The sequence below is a fragment of the Butyrivibrio sp. VCB2006 genome, assembly GCF_000420945.1.
Lineage (GTDB): Bacteria > Bacillota > Clostridia > Lachnospirales > Lachnospiraceae > Butyrivibrio.
Genome location: NZ_ATVX01000004.1, coordinates 168,754 through 186,656, shown reverse-complemented (window position 1 = coordinate 186,656; position 17,903 = coordinate 168,754). Strand labels below are relative to the sequence as shown.

Below are 17,903 nucleotides of genomic sequence, written 5' to 3'. Positions count from 1 at the left end.
GAGTCATTAATAATTTCCGATTTATCGGTTTGAATAATCAGATTTGAAAGAGAGGGAGATACGATGAAGAACGGAAAAGTTTTATCAGCAATCACAATAGGCATTACGGCTATGATGGCATTGCAGACCCCGATATCTGCATATGCTGCAGAACCTGGTGCATTGGATCCGGCTCCTGCAGATCCGCCACAGGAAACTCAAAGCCAGGAAACTGCTGAAGAGACTTATGTAGAAGTTACTACAGAAGCCCAGGATGCAGCTGATACTGCTGAGAGAGCGTGCGTTGTGGACGATGTTCAGGCTCAGCCTGAAGAGAACAATTCAGGTTCTGAAGAGCAGGCTCCTTCTGCACCAGAAGAAAATACAAATACTGAAACAACCCAGACCTCAGAGCAGGGGAGCTCAGAGCAGAACGGTGGTCAGGAAAGCTCCGCTGAGCAGCAGTATACCGGACCAATTGCAGAAAAGGCAGTTACAGATGCAGCTAGTCTTATCCTTGACGGCAAGGAGAAAACCGGCGTAGAAAGTGCTACAGAAATTGTTTCAACACAGGAAACGGTAGCGCTTGAGAATGCTGCTGATGCTCTTATAAATGACAAAAAAGATGACCAGGGCAATGTTATTCAGGAGTCCGCAGTATCTCATTATGAAGATGCAGCTCAGGATATAGCAAACGCCAAGCAGGATCTGGAGCAGGCGGAGGAAATCAATAAAGCTGCAGATGCTTCATATAAAGAGGCTAACGAAGCTGTAAAAGAAGCTGCTGATAAGCTCGAGGGTGATTTCGGACTTCAGAAGACAGCAGACAACATTGAAGGCACAGTAAATGATGCCAGCACCAAAGCACATGAACTTGTTGATAGGATTATAAACGCCAAGAACGAGCAAGAGGCTAAAAAGGCATTAGAAGACCTGGATACACTTCTTGCAGGCAGCACTCAGACACTTACAGGTCAGACGACTCAGTATGAGACACTTAGTGGCCAGTATCAGGATGCAGTTAATAAATTGGAACAGGCTCAGCAGAATCTTGCTAATCAGGAGGCAGCCTTTGGTACAGAATTAGGTCAGGCTAGTTCCAAGACCAAGGCGGCGCAGGAAGAAGTTGAACAGGCTCAGAAGCTGGTAAATGAGCTGGCGGATGCTCTTAAGGATGCCGATGATGCAGTTCCTGATCAGGCTAATCAGGGAGCTGAAAACCTCAGTGCTACCAGAGATGAAAAGGGCACTGATTGGGACGGCTGGTTTGGTGGTAATGGCTCCAAAGATTTCGAAACATCCCGTGAAGGCATGAAGAGGGTAATCATTGACTACTACATGCCTGTAATCAAGGGAATAGATATTATTACAGATGATGAGGCCTATGCACCTAAGTTTGAAACTAAGCAAGCTCTTAATTCAGATTATGAGAGCAGATATACAAGCCTTACTTACTGGTACTATGATGAAAACGGAACACCTCAGCAGGATGTTAAATACTTTAACTGGGATTCAATAGCCAAGACCGATTATGATAATCAGAATCTTAAGGCTAATCAGTCTCAGGGTGAGGCAACTGCCGGAATTGTATTCTATGAAAAGACTGAAGCAGAGGTGAATCCGAGCAAGGCTATAAATGATATAGCAGCTTCCCGAATCCAGGAGCTTAATCACGCTGATTATCAGCTTAATGATGACTTTATCTGGGGCTCTGAAAAGAATATCAAGAAGGCCTCGGATCAGAAGCTTAACAGACTGTATTCCTATACTGATGAAAATGGAGAGACCAAGTATATTACTCAGGCCGAGCTGTTCGGCACGTATCCGGGGCTTAAGAACGTAACATATCTTGCATCAGATAAGAATAACCTTCTTGATAATGCCAAGAATTCACCAGATCATGTTTACGTCAGCACCCTCAAGAACTTGAAATTCACCTATGTGGAAGAGGACAATGTTCTCATTACGCCAACGGGATCATACAAGAACCTTCAGGAAGTGACAACAACCAACTTTGTCACACAGAATCAGAATGGTCTTTATAAAAATGCTGATTGCTATATCATCGGTGACACTCAGAAGGTTTCAGATGCTCTTAAGGGCGAGAACGGTTATTCCTTCGTATATGAAAATGTAATACAGGCTTATGGAATTGATGATTCTGTAATTGACAAGCTTATTGCTGATAACAAGGCAATGAACGATTACATTACAGTTAATTCCACATCGAATCTTACTGCGATTAAGGCACAGTATGATGCTTATGACAATGTAGTTAAGGCTGCGGATGAAGCAGCCAAGAATGCAGTGGATCAGGTAGAGAAACTGGATAAGGCTATTAATGAGCTTGGAACCGCCAGCAGTAATTTCCGTAAGATGCTATCGGCAAAAGACCTGTTGGGACTTGAGAATGTGAGTGTTGCGCAATACCTTGGCCTTACAGATCTGTCTGAAGAAGATGCAGCTGCTCTTGATAACCTGGATATCAATGGACTTAAGGCTAAGCTTCAGGAACTCAAAGAAAAAGCTGATCAAAAGGTAGAAAATGCCAAGACCTTGTATGAACAGGTTAAAGCTCAGAAGGATAAAGCTCAGGAAGAGCTTGATAATGCAATTGACAGGATTAATAAAGCCGGCGGAAACGTTGGCGGAGGCCTGAATACAGAACCCGACCCTGAAGGCGGAACCGGAGGACAGGGTGGCGGAACTGCCGGAGAAGGTGCAGTACGAGGAACTGCGGTAACTCCTACAGGCACTGCAACAGGCGCTGTAGCACCAACAGCAGCAACCGCAGCTACTCAGACCGCAGCTACTCAGACCGCAGCAGGCCAGACTATAGCTCCTGATGCAGCTACAACAATAGCAGATGCTCCGGCGGCACAGGCAGGCACATTTGTTGCCACTGCAGCACAGGGTGGAAACGGAGAATTCTCAGAAACACTGGTGCTGGATGATGGAACAGAGCAGATTGCAGATGAACAGGCACCTACAGCGGCAACACCGGGTAATGCACCTATTCTTCAGGAAAACGACGATACTCAGGTTATTACACCGGAGGCAGAAGTAGCAAACATTATAGATGACAATGTGGCAAAGGCTGATACAATACCTGATGCCACACAGCATATGAACTGGTGGTGGCTCCTGATCATTGCAGTACTTGGAGCAACAGGTAAGAAGATGTATGATGAGCACATGAAGAAAAAAGAAGAGAAGGAAAGAACAACAGATTAAAAGATAAGTAAAATAAATGGGTTTCCGCGGAAAATAAATTCTGCGGAAACCCATATTTTTTATTCCTCGGAAATAAGCTTAAGTGCTTCAGACTGCGTAAGGTGCTTGCAGTTGTAGGCCGTATCCTCAATAAAAATCTGAGGATTTTCGCCTTCCTTATCGTAAAGGCTAAGCTTAATACCTTCATCAATTGATATCACTTTAACCTTGCCAATGTTCTTGGCAGTTGCATCTTTTATAGTGTAGGTGGAAAAGCCCTTGGAGAAGCCATCCTGATAGAAGATAAGCTCATTGTCTTTTTTCTCATACAGAGCAATGAAAATCTTGCTGTCATCGTTTGCTGTTCCCTGATAAGCATCGATGAACTCCGCATCCTTAACATAAGCGGAAGCTTTGTCTGCTGCCTGGGCCTTAACCGGTGAGATCACGGATAAGCTACACAGTATCGTCATGACTACGCCTGCTACTAACAAAATACTCTTTTTCATAATTATGTCCTCACTTTCTAGTTATCATCACAGGTATTTATACGAAACAAAACAGGCTTGTGATAATTTTTAAAGAAAAATAGGCTACATCACTTACAGTTATATTATAATATGAGGTAGGTACAGGATACCACACTAATTTTTGTGTATCTTTAGTTAGGTACTGAGGAGAATTATGAAAAAGAAAAAGCTTATTGCTGCTACAATGTTGCTGGCTATCACATTAAGCCAGGTGGGTTGTAGCAATGTTTTTAGTGACTATATAGATGATGAAACAGCAAGTAGCATAGCTTCTCTCGGCAAATCTTTTGCAGTAGAAAAAGGAACTGAAATGGTTTCTGACATTGTGGAGAACTCTACTGCTTTGATTTCACAGATGATTGAAGAGTCGAAAAGCCCGGATGATGCGGACTCATCTGACTCTGTTACAGGCATTCTTTCATCCACAGCAGACATAGGACTTATGGATGCAGACGGTAAGGATACGAACTATATTTTTACCTATGGTGATGTGGCATTTGCAGCAATTCACTGGGATGACCATTGGAAGATAATTGATTCTTATCTGATTGAAAATTCCAGTGATATGGTCATAATCTGTCAGGCGCTTATTGATGTCCATCCTATTCACGGGGCTGATATGGAGAACTATCGAACTGCGGATGATATGGCCTATGAGTGGCTTCAGCACAATTTGGCTTATGAATTCTTGCCGGAGGGAAACGCCTGGAGAGAGAAATCCAAGGATGTGGATTTCAACCCGGATGATCAGGGCAAGACATTTATAGAGATATATGAAGAAAGAACAGGCAAAGAGTTCAACTTCAAAGAAATAATGGGGAAATAAGATTTTACCAATAGTATTTGGGGGAATACCATGTCTAAGGTTATCTATGAGAATCCATTAAACAACGAAGCATGCCTTCAGGATTTTGCACTGGAGGGAAGAGCCAATATCTCTTTTTCCAAAGGTGTAATGAGACTGGAAAGCGAGTTGGGACCTGATGTGGGACAAAGGGCCAACTTTGTTTTGTGGTGCAAACAGCCGTTTCCGTCTGACGTGCTGATTGAATGGGAATTTCGTCCGGTAAAAGAGCCGGGGCTTGCCATGCTGTTTTTTGCAGCAAAGGGAAGGAACGGGGCACCCATATTTGATGGATCACTCAGCCCCAGAACCGGGGAATATAGTCAGTACCACAGCGGGGATATCAACGCTTTTCATGTTTCTTACTTTAGGAGAAAAGAGGACAATGAAAGGGCCTTTCACACCTGCAATCTGAGAAAGAGCTATGGCTTTAACCTGGTGGCCCAGGGGGCAGATCCCATTCCGGATGCCAGCGAAGATTCTCCCTGGTATTCAATTTCTGTCATCAAGAAATCCGGTAAGATTCAGTTCTTTATCAATCATCTTCAGATATTTGAATTTGACGATGACGGAATATCTTATGGAGATATTCTGACAGGAGGCTGCATCGGCTTCAGGCAGTTATCACCTATGATTGCAGAGTATAGAAATCTTAGGGTGACCTGGATATAAGATGAGTTTACGCAAAAGAGAGTTTAAAGCATAAATGGAGGAGCGAGCTATGAAAATTCTAGTAATCAACGGGCCAAACCTTAATTTCCTTGGCATTAGGGAAAAGGCTGTCTATGGAAATCAGGATTATGATTATCTGTGCAATATGATCAGGGAAAAGGCTGCCAAGGATGGGGATGAAGTAGAAACCTATCAGTCCAATCACGAGGGCGCCATTATAGACAGAATTCAGGAAGCTTACAGCGATGGAACCCAGGGAATAGTTATAAATCCCGGAGCCTACACTCATTATAGCTATGCCATCCATGACGCTCTTAAGAGCATAGAAAATATAACCAAGGTTGAGGTACACATTTCAGATATCCAGTCCAGAGAGGAGTTTAGAAAAATCTCAGTAACAGCTCCTGCCTGTGATAAACAGATCTACGGACATGGCCTTGAAGGGTATCTTGAAGCCATGGATTTTATCCATTCTATTAAATAATCGGGTCAATTATTAACAGAGTCTAAAGTGGGATAATCGAAGTAAAAATATGATATAATTACTGTATATGGCGCATTATTGTTCTTTAAAACGATTTTGTGAGGATAAGATGACTAAACAAAAAAGTATCTCTTTAGGCCTTATTACACTCGTTATTACGCTGGTTATCACAATGGCTTTGGCAGGCTATTATATTAACAGTACATCAAGCTCCAGAAAAGAAAGAGCCAATTTTATCGCGAATTCAATTGGTGACAGAATCGAAGCTGAGATAGATAACAGAGAGTACATAGCCAGAGTCTTTGAAATTCAGCTAAGAAGCAGCCGTGGAGAGCTAAATCAGGAGAACTTTTTTGACATTTCCGATGCGCTTTTTGATGATTATCTGGACGTATACGATATTTCTCTGGCGCCCAATGGGGTAGTGGAGTATGTATACCCCGCCGATTCATCCCTGAAAAAGGGTGCAAACTTTTTTGAAGACGCACGCTTTGGCGTATATGCTGACTACAGTAAGATGTCCAAGGTTTCTGTGATTATTGCCCCTGCCACTCTTAATGACAATGAATCGGGAATAATCATAACCAAACCTATCTTCCTTGAGGATGAGAGCTTTTGGGGCTTTGCTACAGTTACAGTTGATGAAAAGCTCTTTATGACCGACGTCAATCTTCCCGGTCTTGCAGATGGGGGTTACGAGTACAAACTAATAGGTAATAACTCTATAACCGGAGAAAACAGGATTATTGTGGAAAGTACATCTAAATCCCTGGCGGAACCGGTAGAAGCTATGATCAGTACTGTTGGAGGTGCTTTCTGGACTCTTTACCTTGAGCCTTCCCAGTCCTGGGTCAGATGGCCTGAAGTACTGAGCGCAGCAGCAATTGCACTTATCATAAGCGCCCTGACTGCAATGTTCATGTACGCATATATGAATATGAAATCCAACGCCAAGGAGCTTGAGGTACTTTCTTACAGGGATGCACTTACAAACCTGTATAATCCCAGAAGCTATCATGAGCATATGGACGAGCTTAGTGCGAAAAAGCTTCCTTTCGGAATTATCTATATGGATCTTAATGACTTCAAGATGGTCAATGATACATATGGCCATGATACCGGAGATGCTCTTCTAAATATTACAGCCAAGAGACTTAAGAACAGTATCAGGGAAAAAGACAGAGCATTCAGAATTGGCGGAGACGAATTCGTGGTTGTTATCCACGGAACTCATGATAAAAAATTCTATGAGGGCGTTATATCAAGAATGAGGCAGAATGTTGCCAGAGACGTTGTTATCGGAGATATAACCCTTAAGGTTTCCATCAGTGCAGGATATGCTAGATGTCCTGAGGACGGAAGCAAGCTTGAGGATGTAATCAAGAAAGCCGATGATGCAATGTATTACAACAAGAGGCTCTTAAAAGCCAGACGTGCCCAGGAAAACGGGCAGGGGACAGCTAATGACATCAGGTAATAAGGTTGTTTGGGGGAATGACCTTAAAGAGGGAAAACAATGGCTAGGGGAACTTACGACACGATTAACAGGATTTTTGATACCTTCGCTGTAACATCCAGAAGCCGATACGTCTACGTTTATGACATGGAAAAGAATATTTCCAGATGGTCACTGAACGCAGTAGATTATTTTGGTCTGACTGGAGAGTATATTTATAATGCGTCCACTGTCTGGGACAATCGTATTCATCCTGATGACAGAGACAATTATAACGAGTACATTGAAGCCAGCTTTGCTGGGAAAAAAGTTAATCCTAACATTGAATACAGAGCCAAGAACAAAAACGGTGAGTACGTGGTCTGCTCCTGCAGAGGCGTTGTGATAAAAGACTACGCAGGTAAACCTGTTTTTTACGCCTGCTCCATCATCAACAAAGGAATTGTTGATAACAATGATCCAATCACTCTTTTACCAAATCATTATGAGATGCTTAATCACATGAGGCAGCTCAAGCTTGGCAAAAAAGAGTATGCCATCCTGATGATTAATTTCATCGATTTTGGTGATATCAACCGAAGATATGGTTATGCTATCGGTAACAATATTCTTAGGGCCACTGCCAAGAAACTGATAGATGAATCTACTGATAAGGGCAAGGTCTACAGAGGAGAGGGCACCACACTGGCCCTTATTACAGAGTCCATGACTATCGATGAGATCAAGAAGTTCTATGGACGTATGCGTAGTTTTACAAGAGAAGCTCTTGCAATAAATGGCAAGAAAGTCGGCGCTGAAATTGGCGGAGGAGTTATTCTTGCCGCAGATTTTGAGGTTGATGAGCACTCCATATACACCAGTGCCAAGTATGCCCTTAATTTCTCCAAGACGCAAAGACATGGAAACCTTATTATCTTCCATAATGATGAGCTTGATAACAAAAAGGGCAACATCGATATGGTAGATGCTGTAAGAAACAGCGTAATAAATGGTATGGACGGCTTCTATCTTGAGTACCAGCCTATGGTATCTTCCGTGGACGGAAGACTGGTGGGAATGGAAGTATTTGTACGTTGGCAAAAGGAGCCTTTCGGATCCGTATCTCCAGCAGAGTTTGTGCCGTGGCTTGAACAGGATCAGGTCTTTTACAATCTGGGGAACTGGATTTTGGAAAACGCCCTTAAGGACGCTTTGGAAATAAGAAAGCAGATCAAAGATTTTTACCTGTGCGTAAATCTTGCATTTATGCAGCTTGAAAGATCGGAGTTTAGAACCACGCTGATCGATATCCTTAGAAAGACAGGTTATCCTTCAACAGGCCTTTGTCTGGAGCTTACACAGGGGGCGAGACAGCTTTCAATGGAGCATCTTCAGAGCCAGGTTGAATTCCTGAAAGCCTGCGGAGTGAGGATTGGACTGGATGTTACAGATTTTGCATCTTTGGATCTTTTAAGGCATCTTCCGATCGATTTTGTGAGCATAGTGCCTTCTCTTACAGAAGGAATAGATAAGAATACCACAAACAAGTACATGATAGAGACTATTACAGCCTTTACTCATAGACTTCACATCAGAACCTGCTTTACAGGAATTGAAGATGAGGAAACAGCCCAGATAGCCAAGCAGTTCCCGGTATCAGATCTAATGGGATACTACTATGGAAGGCCTTGTAAGATAGATGCTTTCAAGGGACTGGAGTTGTATAAAAGCGCTACATAAAGGACATATTAGATGAGTAGAACCTTCAGGTACATTCAAAATGATGACGTTCTAAAGTCTTTTAAAGAGTTCAGGGATACCTTGCTCTCAGAAAGGCCTGTTATCATTGCGCGCCATGGGGACTACTCTCTTTTTATGGAAAAGAAATCCGATAATGAGCTTGGGCTTCGCATCATGAACGATGAAAAGAAGTCCGTAGTAGGTGTTAGAACCTATGATGTAAATAAAACTACAGATGCTCTGGTTTCAAGGGGCGTAAGGCATGCATGTCAAAAAATGTCCGAACTAAGTGATGAGGATGTAAACACCAAACGTTTCCAGATTTGGAAGTGGTATCTTCTCGATTATCAGAAAAACCATGAAAAAGAAGGTAAGCAGATTCTGAATAAAGAGCTGACCTGGGATGAAGAGTGGATAAAAAAAGAGACAGATCTCATGGATATGGAAAAATTCCTTCATGGCGCTTACCTGAATATGGGAAATACTCTGGCTCTTATTGATAAATATATCAGTGATCCTAGTCATAAAGAACTTTTTAGGAAGTTTGCAGTCAATGACATCATGGAAATGACAAGGGAGGACACCAAAGAGAAATCTCTGGAAGATGCTGAACTCAGAAATCAGCAGCAGGAGGAGCTAAAGCATCACACTTACCAGTTTACTGTAAGCGTAGAAGCCACCGACAGAGAGCACGCCCGCCAGGCACTTCTCCACCACCTTGCAGGAGATGAACGTATCTCGGTACAGAAGTAAGAGCGTAATGATATAAAACGCGAAAATGCGCAGTTCTCGGACGAGGAGATAATTAACAAAACGAAAAAACAGATCAGGGTCGACTTCTTTGAATAACATGAAAGGAGACCATGATCTGCTTTTTAGTTTTAGTTAATTACGACGCAGACGAAAACAAGTATTTTCGCGTTATGTCTTTGACAAAGAATGTGATTGCAGACATAATTATGACCATGAATTAATTATGCTTGGAAAAGAAGCGTTCTTAAAGTATGGAATGAACGGATTCGGTGGAAACATTCAGCACTAACAGGAGAATATTATGAAAAAAACATGGGATATCGAGAAGTTTAAGGCTACTGCAAGAAAGGCCGCAGCAGAGGGAATAGTCCTTCTTAAGAATGATAATAAGGCACTTCCTCTTGAGAAAGGCACTAAAGTAGCGGTTTTTGGCCGCAGCCAGATGAACTATTACAAATCAGGCACAGGTTCAGGCGGTATGGTCAACGTAGACTATGTGGTTGGAATCTATGAGGCCCTTGCTGATAGCGGCCTTTACAAGGTCAATGACAAGGTCAGAGGAGCCTACGAGAAATTTGTAGAGGAAAATCCTTTTGATCACGGCGCAGGCTGGGCAGCAGAGCCATGGTTCCAGAAGGAAATGCCCCTTACCGATGCTTTGGTAAAAGAGGCTGCAAAAGAGTCTGAGGCTGCTGTATTTATCATCGGAAGAACAGCAGGTGAAGACCAGGACAATAAGAACGAGCAGGGAAGCTATCTTCTTACAGATGAAGAGACTGCTGCACTTAAAAAGGTTACAAAGGCCTTTGACAGGACAATAGTTCTTTTGAATGTGGGCAACATCATCGATATGAAGTGGGTAAAAGAGATTGGCCCACAGGCAGTTGCCTATGTATGGCAGGGGGGCCAGGAAGGCGGAAACGCAGTTCTTGACGTACTTAGCGGTAAGGTGAATCCTTCAGGTAAGCTCTCTGATACCATTGCTGAGAACATCGGTGACTATGCTTCCACTGAGAATTTTGGTTCAGATAAAAAGAACTACCAGAAAGAGGATATCTATGTAGGATATCGCTATTTCGAGACATTTGCCAAGGATAAGGTTCTTTACCCATTTGGTTTTGGACTTTCCTATACAAGCTTTGATATAGCTCCCGGCGAGTTTGATTATGATAAGAAAGATGGAATTTCTCTGGAGGTTCATGTTGCCAATACAGGTGATGTGGCCGGAAAAGAGGTTGTACAGGTTTATGTAAAGGCTCCTCAGGGCAAGATCGGCAAGGCTTCAAGAACTCTTATCGGATTTGATAAGACAGATCTTTTGGCTGCAGGACAGTCTCAGAACATCAGATTTGAAATACCTAAATACTGGTTTGCATCCTATGACGACAGCGGTTTGACCGGACATAAATCAGCTTATGTGCTGGAAGAGGGCGTTTACACAGTATTTGCAGGAAGTGATGTAAGAAGCGCACAGGAAGTAGGAATATTCACAATTGATAAGACTGAAGTAGTTAAGCAGTGTGAAGAAGCCTACGCTCCTGTAGAGAGCTTTGAGCGACTTAAGCCTGTAGATAAGAAGGGGGTTCTTACAGAGGGAACTGAGAAGGTTCCTACAAGAACTCTTGATCCTAACAAGAAGAGAGCAGAAAGACTTCCTAAAGCTTCTCTTTATAAGTTCACAGGTGATAAGGGCTATAAGCTTAAGGATGTTGAGGCAGGAAAGGTTTCTCTGGAAGCATTTATTTCTCAGCTTTCTGATGAAGACCTTTGCGCAATTGTAAGAGGTGAGGGAATGTGCTCACCTAAGGTTACACCTGGTGTTGCCGGAGCTTACGGCGGAGTGACAGATAAGCTTCTTGGCTTTGGTATTCCTATTGCCAGCTGCGCTGACGGCCCTTCAGGAATCCGTATGGACTGCGGAACACATGCATTTTCACTTCCAAACGGAACATGCCTTGCTTGTACCTTTGATGAAAAAATAAATAAGGAGCTCTTTACATGGGAAGCTCTTGACCTTAGAAGACATAAGATTGATGCACTTCTTGGCCCAGGTATGAACATTCACAGAAGCCCTCTTAACGGACGTAACTTTGAGTATTTCTCAGAGGATCCGTTCCTTACAGGTAAGCTTGTTGCAGCACAGCTTCAGGGACTTCATACCTATGATGTAACCGGTGTTATCAAGCACTTTGCCGGAAATACTCAGGAGTTTAAGAGACATACAGTTAACAATATCGTTTCAGAGAGAGCGCTTCGTGAGATTTATCTTAAGGGCTTTGAGCTTGCAGTAAGAGAAGGAAATGCAAGAGCACTTATGAGCACCTACGGGCCTATGAATGGTCTTTGGACTGCAAGTAGCTACGATCTTCTCACAACTCTTCTTAGAGATGAGTGGGGCTTTGACGGAATCGTAATGACAGACTGGTGGGCTATGGGTAATGATGAAGCGAATGCTCCGGGAAGCTACCAGAACGTTGCAGCTCAGGTTCGTGCTCAGAATGACCTTAACATGGTTAATGCCAGTGCAGAGGCTAATTCAAACCACGATAACCTTGAAGAGGCACTTAAAGAAGGCAAACTTCTTAGATGCGAACTTGCAAGAAACGCAGGCAACATCTTAAGATTCCTTCTTAAGACTCCGGCTTACCAGCATATGCTTGGCAAAGAGTCTGCCCTGGATAAGGAACTTGAAGCAGCAGTATCAGCAGAAGATATGGCGCTTCAGGAAATGATAGATGTTCTGGCTGACAAGGATATAACAGAGCTTGATCCTAAGGACATCAAGATGGAAAAGAACGCTACTACAGTATTTGTCCTTACAGCACCTCGTAAGTGCACTATGGATTTTGAGCTTGTACTTAGAGCTGATAACCAGCCTGAGGTAGCGCAGCTTCCACTTACAATCTTCCAGGATAAGATGTTCCTTGGAACCTTTACACTTACAGGAATGGATAAAGAGTGGCAGACAATTAAGGTATCTCTTTTCCCAGCCTTTATAGGAAACTTCTATCTGAAGCTTTTCTGCCCGAATGGAGGACTTGAGATTAAGTCTGCAAGACTTATCAAGACCAAGGATCTTGAGGAAGAGTTCAAGAGGGGAATTACAGAATTATAAGATTAGTACTTTTTAGAGAATATATGGGGTTATGGGCTGCGGATGGCTATGCTATCCGCAGCCCAAATATTAAACGCGAATAAACGGAGGTATGGATACAATGCAGGATTGCTCCTGAGGTTGTTAAGGCTGGCGGAGATCTCTTTATGCCGGGCTGCAAGACAGATTATGACAGAGTACTTTCAGGACTTTCTGATGGTTCAATAGAAAGACATCAGATCAAACAAAATGCCACAAGAGTATACAGAATGGCAAATGAACTAAGCTGATGTTTACTGATAAATAGCAATATGTGAGAAGTATAAGCAAGAAATAGCCATGTGTTCACGAAATATCGATTGCACACATGGCTATTTGCGTATATTTGACGAGAGGCATGTCTCTCAAATCCTGTATTTATGCTATCGAAATAATATTTCATAAAAATTTAATGATTTACTCTGGCAAAGTAGTGGCTTTTCAATTTCGATTAGTATATAATGTTCCCATTGAATGAAATTTTGTTGTAAAGGTTATCGGTTGAGGGGCCATAGAGGCCTTTGCAAGTCAGTCATTCAATAATTTCTTATGAGACGGAGGAAATAAAATAATGAGAAGTTCCGCTAAGGCAAAAAGAGGCATGAGTCAGAGCTGCATCGAAATCATGTCAGACGTGGTAAAGGCAAAGGAGCAGAACCTATCATACGGCAAATTTAAGGCTCTTGATATGTTGGGAGCCGGCAGTATGCAGGACGAGTATTACGATTCAGAGTACCAGGTGTACACGGACAACATCGTTCGCAAGACTGAGCACACTGAAACCAAGAAAGCTGTTGCTTTCGTTAAAGTTAGATAAATTCTTTTTCTAACAACTGAATATGGGCAAAAAATAAGACCACTGCGCCTCATAGCGTAGTGGTCTTTTAGCGTAGAATTATTGATTATTTATGCTGCTCACTGAGCCACTGCCACATGTTTACACCATTTTCTTCACACTCATTGTTGAAGAAATAGATCCATGACCAGTGTCCCATGTACTGATATGCATTGCCATCCTGGCCCTTGAAGGTATCTGAAGTGTCGTGAACATCATCAAATACGCTGGTGTGTACATTTGCTCCGATAGCATTAAGGCGTGCAAGTGTTGGCTCCTCAAAGGCTGTAGGATCTACTGTTGTATCATTCTTGGCATAGATGAACCAGGTTGGAAGATCTTTGATTGCTTCAAGCTGAGCATCTGTAATGCCGGCGTTGCTGTAAGCTTCACAGATAGGGAATGCTGCAGCAAAGAAATCAGGATAGTTCATGATCATATCCATCGTCATGTAGCCACCGTTTGAGCAACCGCCGATAATGATTCTGTCTGCATCAACATCCGCATGAGATTCTACATAGGAATCAATAAGTTCTTTCAGATCATGAAGGTATACTGAATCAACGCCTGAGTTATCCATCCAGTTTCCTGTTTCGTCGTACTGCATCCAGAAGGTAGGGCACTGAGGAGCAAGAACATAGGCGCCTCCCATTACCTTTTGGAATTCTTCACTGTAAAGAGCTGTAACTTCGTTGCCAAGTGTGTTAAGTCTTGGATCTGCTCCGCCTTCTCCGGCGCCGTGGAGCCAGATTACAAGTGGATGCTTGTTTCCGTCTGCTTCCGGTTCATAGGAAGCATAGCAGATTGTATGTCCCTCTGCGCCGGTAAAAGATCCCTTCATATCCGTACCTGCAAGCTGAGGATAAATGGCGCTGTCAAAGTCTACCTTATCATCAACTGCCACAGCTATGATCTCATCACCTGACTCTGCAGCAATAGTCTGTCCATCAGCAAGAGTTACTGCAAGATTATAGGGATCGCAGATTGTGTTGTTACCCTTAAACATGTCATAGCAGAATGGTGATCCCTCATCAGGGCTGTAATAAAGCTCAACTGCTACATATTCGGAATCGGATGATTTCTCACCGTTTTCATCGCAGGTGTAAGCATCCACAACCTTTCTTTCTGATTCGAATTCGATATGCTTGGTTGGATCCTCTGTTGAGCCCTCTGCAAGAGCTGCCCAGTTGAACATTTCCTTGGTTTCCTTTACCTGAAAATCATCAGCAGCAACTGAATCTGCTGAAATCTTTTCATCGAATTTAAGTATTGTTTTGGTTACTGCAGGGCCCCAATCCTGGCCAACAATAACTACTTTCTGACTGGCTTTTAATTCTTTACTCACTGATGCCTCCTCTTTGTTTTCAGTTTCTGTTTTTCCCTCATCTACCGCAGCACTCTCCGATGAGCCGCTTGTAACTGTGTCTGAGCCTCTTTGCTGTCCTGCGACCTCCCCTGCATTTGCAGCTCCGCATGCCACTCCCCCAAGGGACAATGCGCTGCAAAGTAAGGCTACTAAAACTTTTCTTTGATTTTATAGGTGGAATACGTGTTTATTAAGAAATTTACCGACAACTGAGATTATAGGTCCCAGGAAAAGAGCCATAAGCACAATTCCAATGTTTGGGGTACCACCGAAAAGAACTCCGATTACGATTACCAAAAAGTCATAGGCAATACGGATAATTGCAAAGGGCACTTTTTTAAGTATTTTCTCTGAAAGAATCTGTGGCATTGCATCATAAGGAGAAACTCCCATGTTTGCATTGATATAGAAAGACACAGATATGATGAACATGAAAAGAGCCAAAGCAAAGATTACAGCTCTAGAGGGCATATCGGTAAAGTAGTGCTCCGGAATTGTCTTTTCCCATAACCAGCAGAAGAAATCGGCGATGTATCCAATGAACACCATGTTGGCAATGGTTCCAAAGCCAATGAACTTCCTGCCAAAGAGCAGTACCAGTATGAACATCACTGAGTTAAGAAGGAGCTGCCAGTTACCGAAGCTTATGCCGATAAAACCGGATAAGGTCAGGTTCATGAAGGTGCAGGGGTCTGTTCCAAGGTTAACCTTTATAAGGAATGATAAGAAAAATCCCATAAAGAAAACGCCAATGTTCATAACAATCAGGCGCTTTACAAAGTCCTTCTGATGAAAATAATCTGTGAACCATTTTTTGAGTGAATTGACCATGATTTTTGTCCTTACTTCTAATTATTATTCTACTATGCGCAGAGCCCAGTACTGATTCTTGTAGTTGATAAGTACCGGTGCGTTTACAAAGGCTTCGTCACCGATGTAGCAGCGGTCAGCCTCTTTGTCAAAGGTAAATTTGCGGCCCTCTGAGTCATTGTTATTGATAAATTCCAGGGCCTGTTCAAGGGTTTCGTCGCCCTTACATAAGTGTATCTGCATGCTGTAAACTCCTATCACAACGTTGTTATTTAAATTAAGCTTTGACGATAAAACATAAGCAATATTTTAAATAACGTTTATATAATTTTCAGATTATAGTTCTAAATGAATTGCATAAAACTATGTTACAATGTTAGTAAGTGTGAGTATGCTAAAATGCTTGTTTTATCGACAAAAACAAATTCAAACAAATAAACATTATACACATTTTTTATGAATAACATAGACCAAAAATTAGCAACTTTAAAAGAATACTTGGAAGGCCTTGGAAGCGTAGCCGTAGCCTTTTCAAGCGGCGTGGATTCCACGTTTTTGCTGGCTATTGCCCATGAAGTCCTTGGAGATAAGGCAATTGCAATTACAGCAAAATCAAGTTTTTTTCCTAAGAGGGAATCACAGGAAGCACAGGAGTTCTGCCTTTCCAGAGGAATTAAGCAGGTATTTGCGATGGTTGACGAGAGTGACATTCCGGGCTTTTCCGAGAATCCGCCTGACAGATGCTATATGTGCAAGAAACATCTTTTTACTAAGATGCGGGAAATAGCCGGGGACAACGGGATAAAAGAGCTGGTGGAAGGCTCCAACGTCGATGACGACGGGGACTACAGGCCCGGGCACAGGGCGATTGCAGAGCTTGGCATCAAGAGCCCTTTGCGATACGCAGGACTTACTAAGGCTGAGATAAGGCAGCTTTCAAAGGATATGAATCTTCCCACCTGGGATAAGCCATCCTATGCCTGCCTGGCATCAAGAGTCCCATATGGGGATGAAATCACCGGAGAAAAGCTTTCCATGATAGAGGCAGGAGAAAATTTACTTATAGAGCTTGGCTTTATCCAGGAAAGATGCAGGGTACATGGAAATGTTGCCAGAATAGAAATACTTGAGACGGACTTTGAAAGATTTATGGCCCCGGAGGTCAGGACCAGAGTGCAGCAGGAGTTTGAAAAAATCGGATTTAAATATGTTACTTTGGATCTTAGGGGATTTAGGTCCGGTAGTATGAATGAAGTACTGAAAAAGAGCTGATGTTGAGGAAGATATGGAAGAACAGGATATTAAGAGTCTGCTAGAAGCAGTAAAAGCAGGAAATACAGATATAGATGAAGCGGTAATGCAGCTTAAACAGGCCCCTTTTGAGGATATGGGTTTTGCCCGTCCAGACATGCACAGGGGACTTAGACAGGGAGCAGCTGAGGTTATTTTTGGACAGGGGAAAACTCCACAGCAGAATCTTATGATTGCGGAAAAGCTCCTTGAGAAGGGACAAAAAAGTGTCCTTATAACCAGAATGTCCAAGGAATCAGCAGATTTTTTTACACAGAATAAGAAAGCTGAAGTGGCGTTTACCTACGATGAATACAGCAAAGTAGGTATTGCCGGAGAACAGATTGTTGATAAGAATGGCGTTGGAAAGATTGTGATTGCAACCGGTGGAACCAGTGACATTCCTGTTGCTGAGGAAGCAGCCAAGACAGCCGAGATAATGGGGAATAAGGTTGTCAGGCTCTATGACGTTGGAGTTGCCGGAATCCACAGACTCCTTGAGAAAAGGGCCATGGATGAAATAATGAGTGCCAATGTGATTATAGCCATTGCAGGAATGGAAGGAGCCTTGGCAAGCGTGGTTGGAGGCCTTGCAAATTGCCCTGTTATTGCTGTTCCTACAAGTGTTGGATATGGAGCTTCCTTTGGGGGTGTGTCAGCTCTTTTGTCTATGCTTAATTCCTGCGCCAGCGGTGTAAGCGTGGTGAATATTGACAATGGTTTCGGGGCCGGATATCTGGCCAGTATGATAAATAAAAAGTAAAAAGGGGAGCGGTATGAAGGAGTTACTTGAACTTGCCAAGGTCTACAGAATGCCCA

General features: G+C 42.8%; 16 protein-coding genes. 12 read left to right on the top strand and 4 right to left on the bottom strand.

The window, feature by feature from the left end; all coding sequences use genetic code 11:
* The first annotated feature begins 63 nt into the window (after positions 1 to 63).
* Positions 64 to 3,213, top strand: a complete 3,150-nt coding sequence (locus G613_RS0105105; protein WP_029231629.1) for a hypothetical protein — start codon at positions 64 to 66, stop codon at positions 3,211 to 3,213.
* Between the two features lie 59 nt (positions 3,214 to 3,272).
* Here G613_RS0105105 and G613_RS0105100 read toward each other — a convergent pair whose 3' ends face one another.
* Positions 3,273 to 3,701, bottom strand: coding sequence for a hypothetical protein (locus G613_RS0105100; RefSeq protein ID WP_029231628.1), 429 nt, complete (start codon positions 3,699 to 3,701; stop codon positions 3,273 to 3,275).
* Between the two features lie 175 nt (positions 3,702 to 3,876).
* On the opposite strand from G613_RS0105100, the gene G613_RS0105095 reads away from it, so the two are divergent.
* The 9 genes from G613_RS0105095 (at position 3,877) to G613_RS0105055 (ending at position 13,600) form a co-directional block, all read left to right on the top strand.
* The gene (locus G613_RS0105095) at positions 3,877 to 4,548 is read left to right on the top strand and encodes a hypothetical protein (RefSeq protein ID WP_029231627.1); all 672 of its coding nucleotides are present in this window, start codon (positions 3,877 to 3,879) and stop codon (positions 4,546 to 4,548) included.
* Between the two features lie 30 nt (positions 4,549 to 4,578).
* Positions 4,579 to 5,238 carry a DUF1961 family protein gene (locus G613_RS0105090; protein ID WP_029231626.1) on the top strand — a complete coding sequence of 220 codons (660 nt, stop codon included), beginning with the start codon at positions 4,579 to 4,581 and terminating at the stop codon, positions 5,236 to 5,238.
* Between the two features lie 49 nt (positions 5,239 to 5,287).
* A complete protein-coding gene (locus tag G613_RS0105085) occupies positions 5,288 to 5,722 on the top strand; it encodes a type II 3-dehydroquinate dehydratase (protein ID WP_029231625.1) in 435 nt (144 codons plus the stop codon).
* A 109-nt stretch (positions 5,723 to 5,831) separates the two neighbouring features.
* Positions 5,832 to 7,199 (top strand): sensor domain-containing diguanylate cyclase, encoded by a 1,368-nt coding sequence (locus tag G613_RS0105080; protein WP_029231624.1) that lies wholly within the window; start codon positions 5,832 to 5,834, stop codon positions 7,197 to 7,199.
* Between the two features lie 39 nt (positions 7,200 to 7,238).
* Positions 7,239 to 8,897, top strand: coding sequence for a sensor domain-containing phosphodiesterase (locus G613_RS0105075; protein ID WP_029231623.1), 1,659 nt, complete (start codon positions 7,239 to 7,241; stop codon positions 8,895 to 8,897).
* A 12-nt stretch (positions 8,898 to 8,909) separates the two neighbouring features.
* Positions 8,910 to 9,650: a hypothetical protein gene (locus G613_RS0105070; protein WP_029231622.1), complete on the top strand. Its 741-nt coding sequence runs from the start codon at positions 8,910 to 8,912 to the stop codon at positions 9,648 to 9,650.
* Positions 9,651 to 9,951: 301 nt separating this feature from the next.
* A complete protein-coding gene (locus G613_RS0105065) occupies positions 9,952 to 12,765 on the top strand; it encodes a glycoside hydrolase family 3 protein (RefSeq protein WP_029231621.1) in 2,814 nt (937 codons plus the stop codon).
* Positions 12,766 to 12,911: 146 nt separating this feature from the next.
* Positions 12,912 to 13,034, top strand: coding sequence for a hypothetical protein (locus G613_RS19985; protein WP_278246495.1), 123 nt, complete (start codon positions 12,912 to 12,914; stop codon positions 13,032 to 13,034).
* 320 nt (positions 13,035 to 13,354) lie between these two features.
* Positions 13,355 to 13,600: a hypothetical protein gene (locus G613_RS0105055; RefSeq protein WP_029231620.1), complete on the top strand. Its 246-nt coding sequence runs from the start codon at positions 13,355 to 13,357 to the stop codon at positions 13,598 to 13,600.
* An 85-nt stretch (positions 13,601 to 13,685) separates the two neighbouring features.
* Here the strand turns inward: G613_RS0105055 and G613_RS0105050 are convergent, their stop codons facing one another.
* Genes G613_RS0105050 through G613_RS0105040 form a run of 3 tightly spaced genes read right to left on the bottom strand, consistent with a single transcriptional unit; the run spans position 13,686 to position 16,037 of the window.
* Positions 13,686 to 15,098 carry a prolyl oligopeptidase family serine peptidase gene (locus tag G613_RS0105050; protein WP_051151033.1) on the bottom strand — a complete coding sequence of 471 codons (1,413 nt, stop codon included), beginning with the start codon at positions 15,096 to 15,098 and terminating at the stop codon, positions 13,686 to 13,688.
* A gap of 54 nt (positions 15,099 to 15,152) precedes the next feature.
* Entirely contained in the window at positions 15,153 to 15,815 is a 663-nt protein-coding gene (locus G613_RS0105045) for a YczE/YyaS/YitT family protein (RefSeq protein ID WP_029231618.1), read from the bottom strand.
* Positions 15,816 to 15,839: 24 nt separating this feature from the next.
* Positions 15,840 to 16,037, bottom strand: coding sequence for a hypothetical protein (locus G613_RS0105040; RefSeq protein ID WP_029231617.1), 198 nt, complete (start codon positions 16,035 to 16,037; stop codon positions 15,840 to 15,842).
* A gap of 213 nt (positions 16,038 to 16,250) precedes the next feature.
* On the opposite strand from G613_RS0105040, the gene larE reads away from it, so the two are divergent.
* Both larE and larB read left to right on the top strand, forming a co-directional pair.
* Positions 16,251 to 17,066, top strand: a complete 816-nt coding sequence (gene larE, locus G613_RS0105035; protein ID WP_029231616.1) for an ATP-dependent sacrificial sulfur transferase LarE — start codon at positions 16,251 to 16,253, stop codon at positions 17,064 to 17,066.
* Between the two features lie 13 nt (positions 17,067 to 17,079).
* The gene (gene larB / locus G613_RS0105030) at positions 17,080 to 17,847 is read left to right on the top strand and encodes a nickel pincer cofactor biosynthesis protein LarB (RefSeq protein ID WP_029231615.1); all 768 of its coding nucleotides are present in this window, start codon (positions 17,080 to 17,082) and stop codon (positions 17,845 to 17,847) included.
* Positions 17,848 to 17,903: the final 56 nt, after the last annotated feature.

What these genes read in the sequence shown, in the direction of transcription:
- G613_RS0105105 (WP_029231629.1), top strand. Translation starts at nt 64, where the DNA reads ATGAAGAACGGAAAAGTTTTATCAGCAATCACAATAGGCATTACGGCT.
- G613_RS0105100 (WP_029231628.1), bottom strand. Translation starts at nt 3,701, where the DNA reads ATGAAAAAGAGTATTTTGTTAGTAGCAGGCGTAGTCATGACGATACTG.
- G613_RS0105095 (WP_029231627.1), top strand. Translation starts at nt 3,877, where the DNA reads ATGAAAAAGAAAAAGCTTATTGCTGCTACAATGTTGCTGGCTATCACA.
- G613_RS0105090 (WP_029231626.1), top strand. Translation starts at nt 4,579, where the DNA reads ATGTCTAAGGTTATCTATGAGAATCCATTAAACAACGAAGCATGCCTT.
- G613_RS0105085 (WP_029231625.1), top strand. Translation starts at nt 5,288, where the DNA reads ATGAAAATTCTAGTAATCAACGGGCCAAACCTTAATTTCCTTGGCATT.
- G613_RS0105080 (WP_029231624.1), top strand. Translation starts at nt 5,832, where the DNA reads ATGACTAAACAAAAAAGTATCTCTTTAGGCCTTATTACACTCGTTATT.
- G613_RS0105075 (WP_029231623.1), top strand. Translation starts at nt 7,239, where the DNA reads ATGGCTAGGGGAACTTACGACACGATTAACAGGATTTTTGATACCTTC.
- G613_RS0105070 (WP_029231622.1), top strand. Translation starts at nt 8,910, where the DNA reads ATGAGTAGAACCTTCAGGTACATTCAAAATGATGACGTTCTAAAGTCT.
- G613_RS0105065 (WP_029231621.1), top strand. Translation starts at nt 9,952, where the DNA reads ATGAAAAAAACATGGGATATCGAGAAGTTTAAGGCTACTGCAAGAAAG.
- G613_RS19985 (WP_278246495.1), top strand. Translation starts at nt 12,912, where the DNA reads ATGCCGGGCTGCAAGACAGATTATGACAGAGTACTTTCAGGACTTTCT.
- G613_RS0105055 (WP_029231620.1), top strand. Translation starts at nt 13,355, where the DNA reads ATGAGAAGTTCCGCTAAGGCAAAAAGAGGCATGAGTCAGAGCTGCATC.
- G613_RS0105045 (WP_029231618.1), bottom strand. Translation starts at nt 15,815, where the DNA reads ATGGTCAATTCACTCAAAAAATGGTTCACAGATTATTTTCATCAGAAG.
- G613_RS0105040 (WP_029231617.1), bottom strand. Translation starts at nt 16,037, where the DNA reads ATGCAGATACACTTATGTAAGGGCGACGAAACCCTTGAACAGGCCCTG.
- larE (WP_029231616.1), top strand. Translation starts at nt 16,251, where the DNA reads ATGAATAACATAGACCAAAAATTAGCAACTTTAAAAGAATACTTGGAA.
- larB (WP_029231615.1), top strand. Translation starts at nt 17,080, where the DNA reads ATGGAAGAACAGGATATTAAGAGTCTGCTAGAAGCAGTAAAAGCAGGA.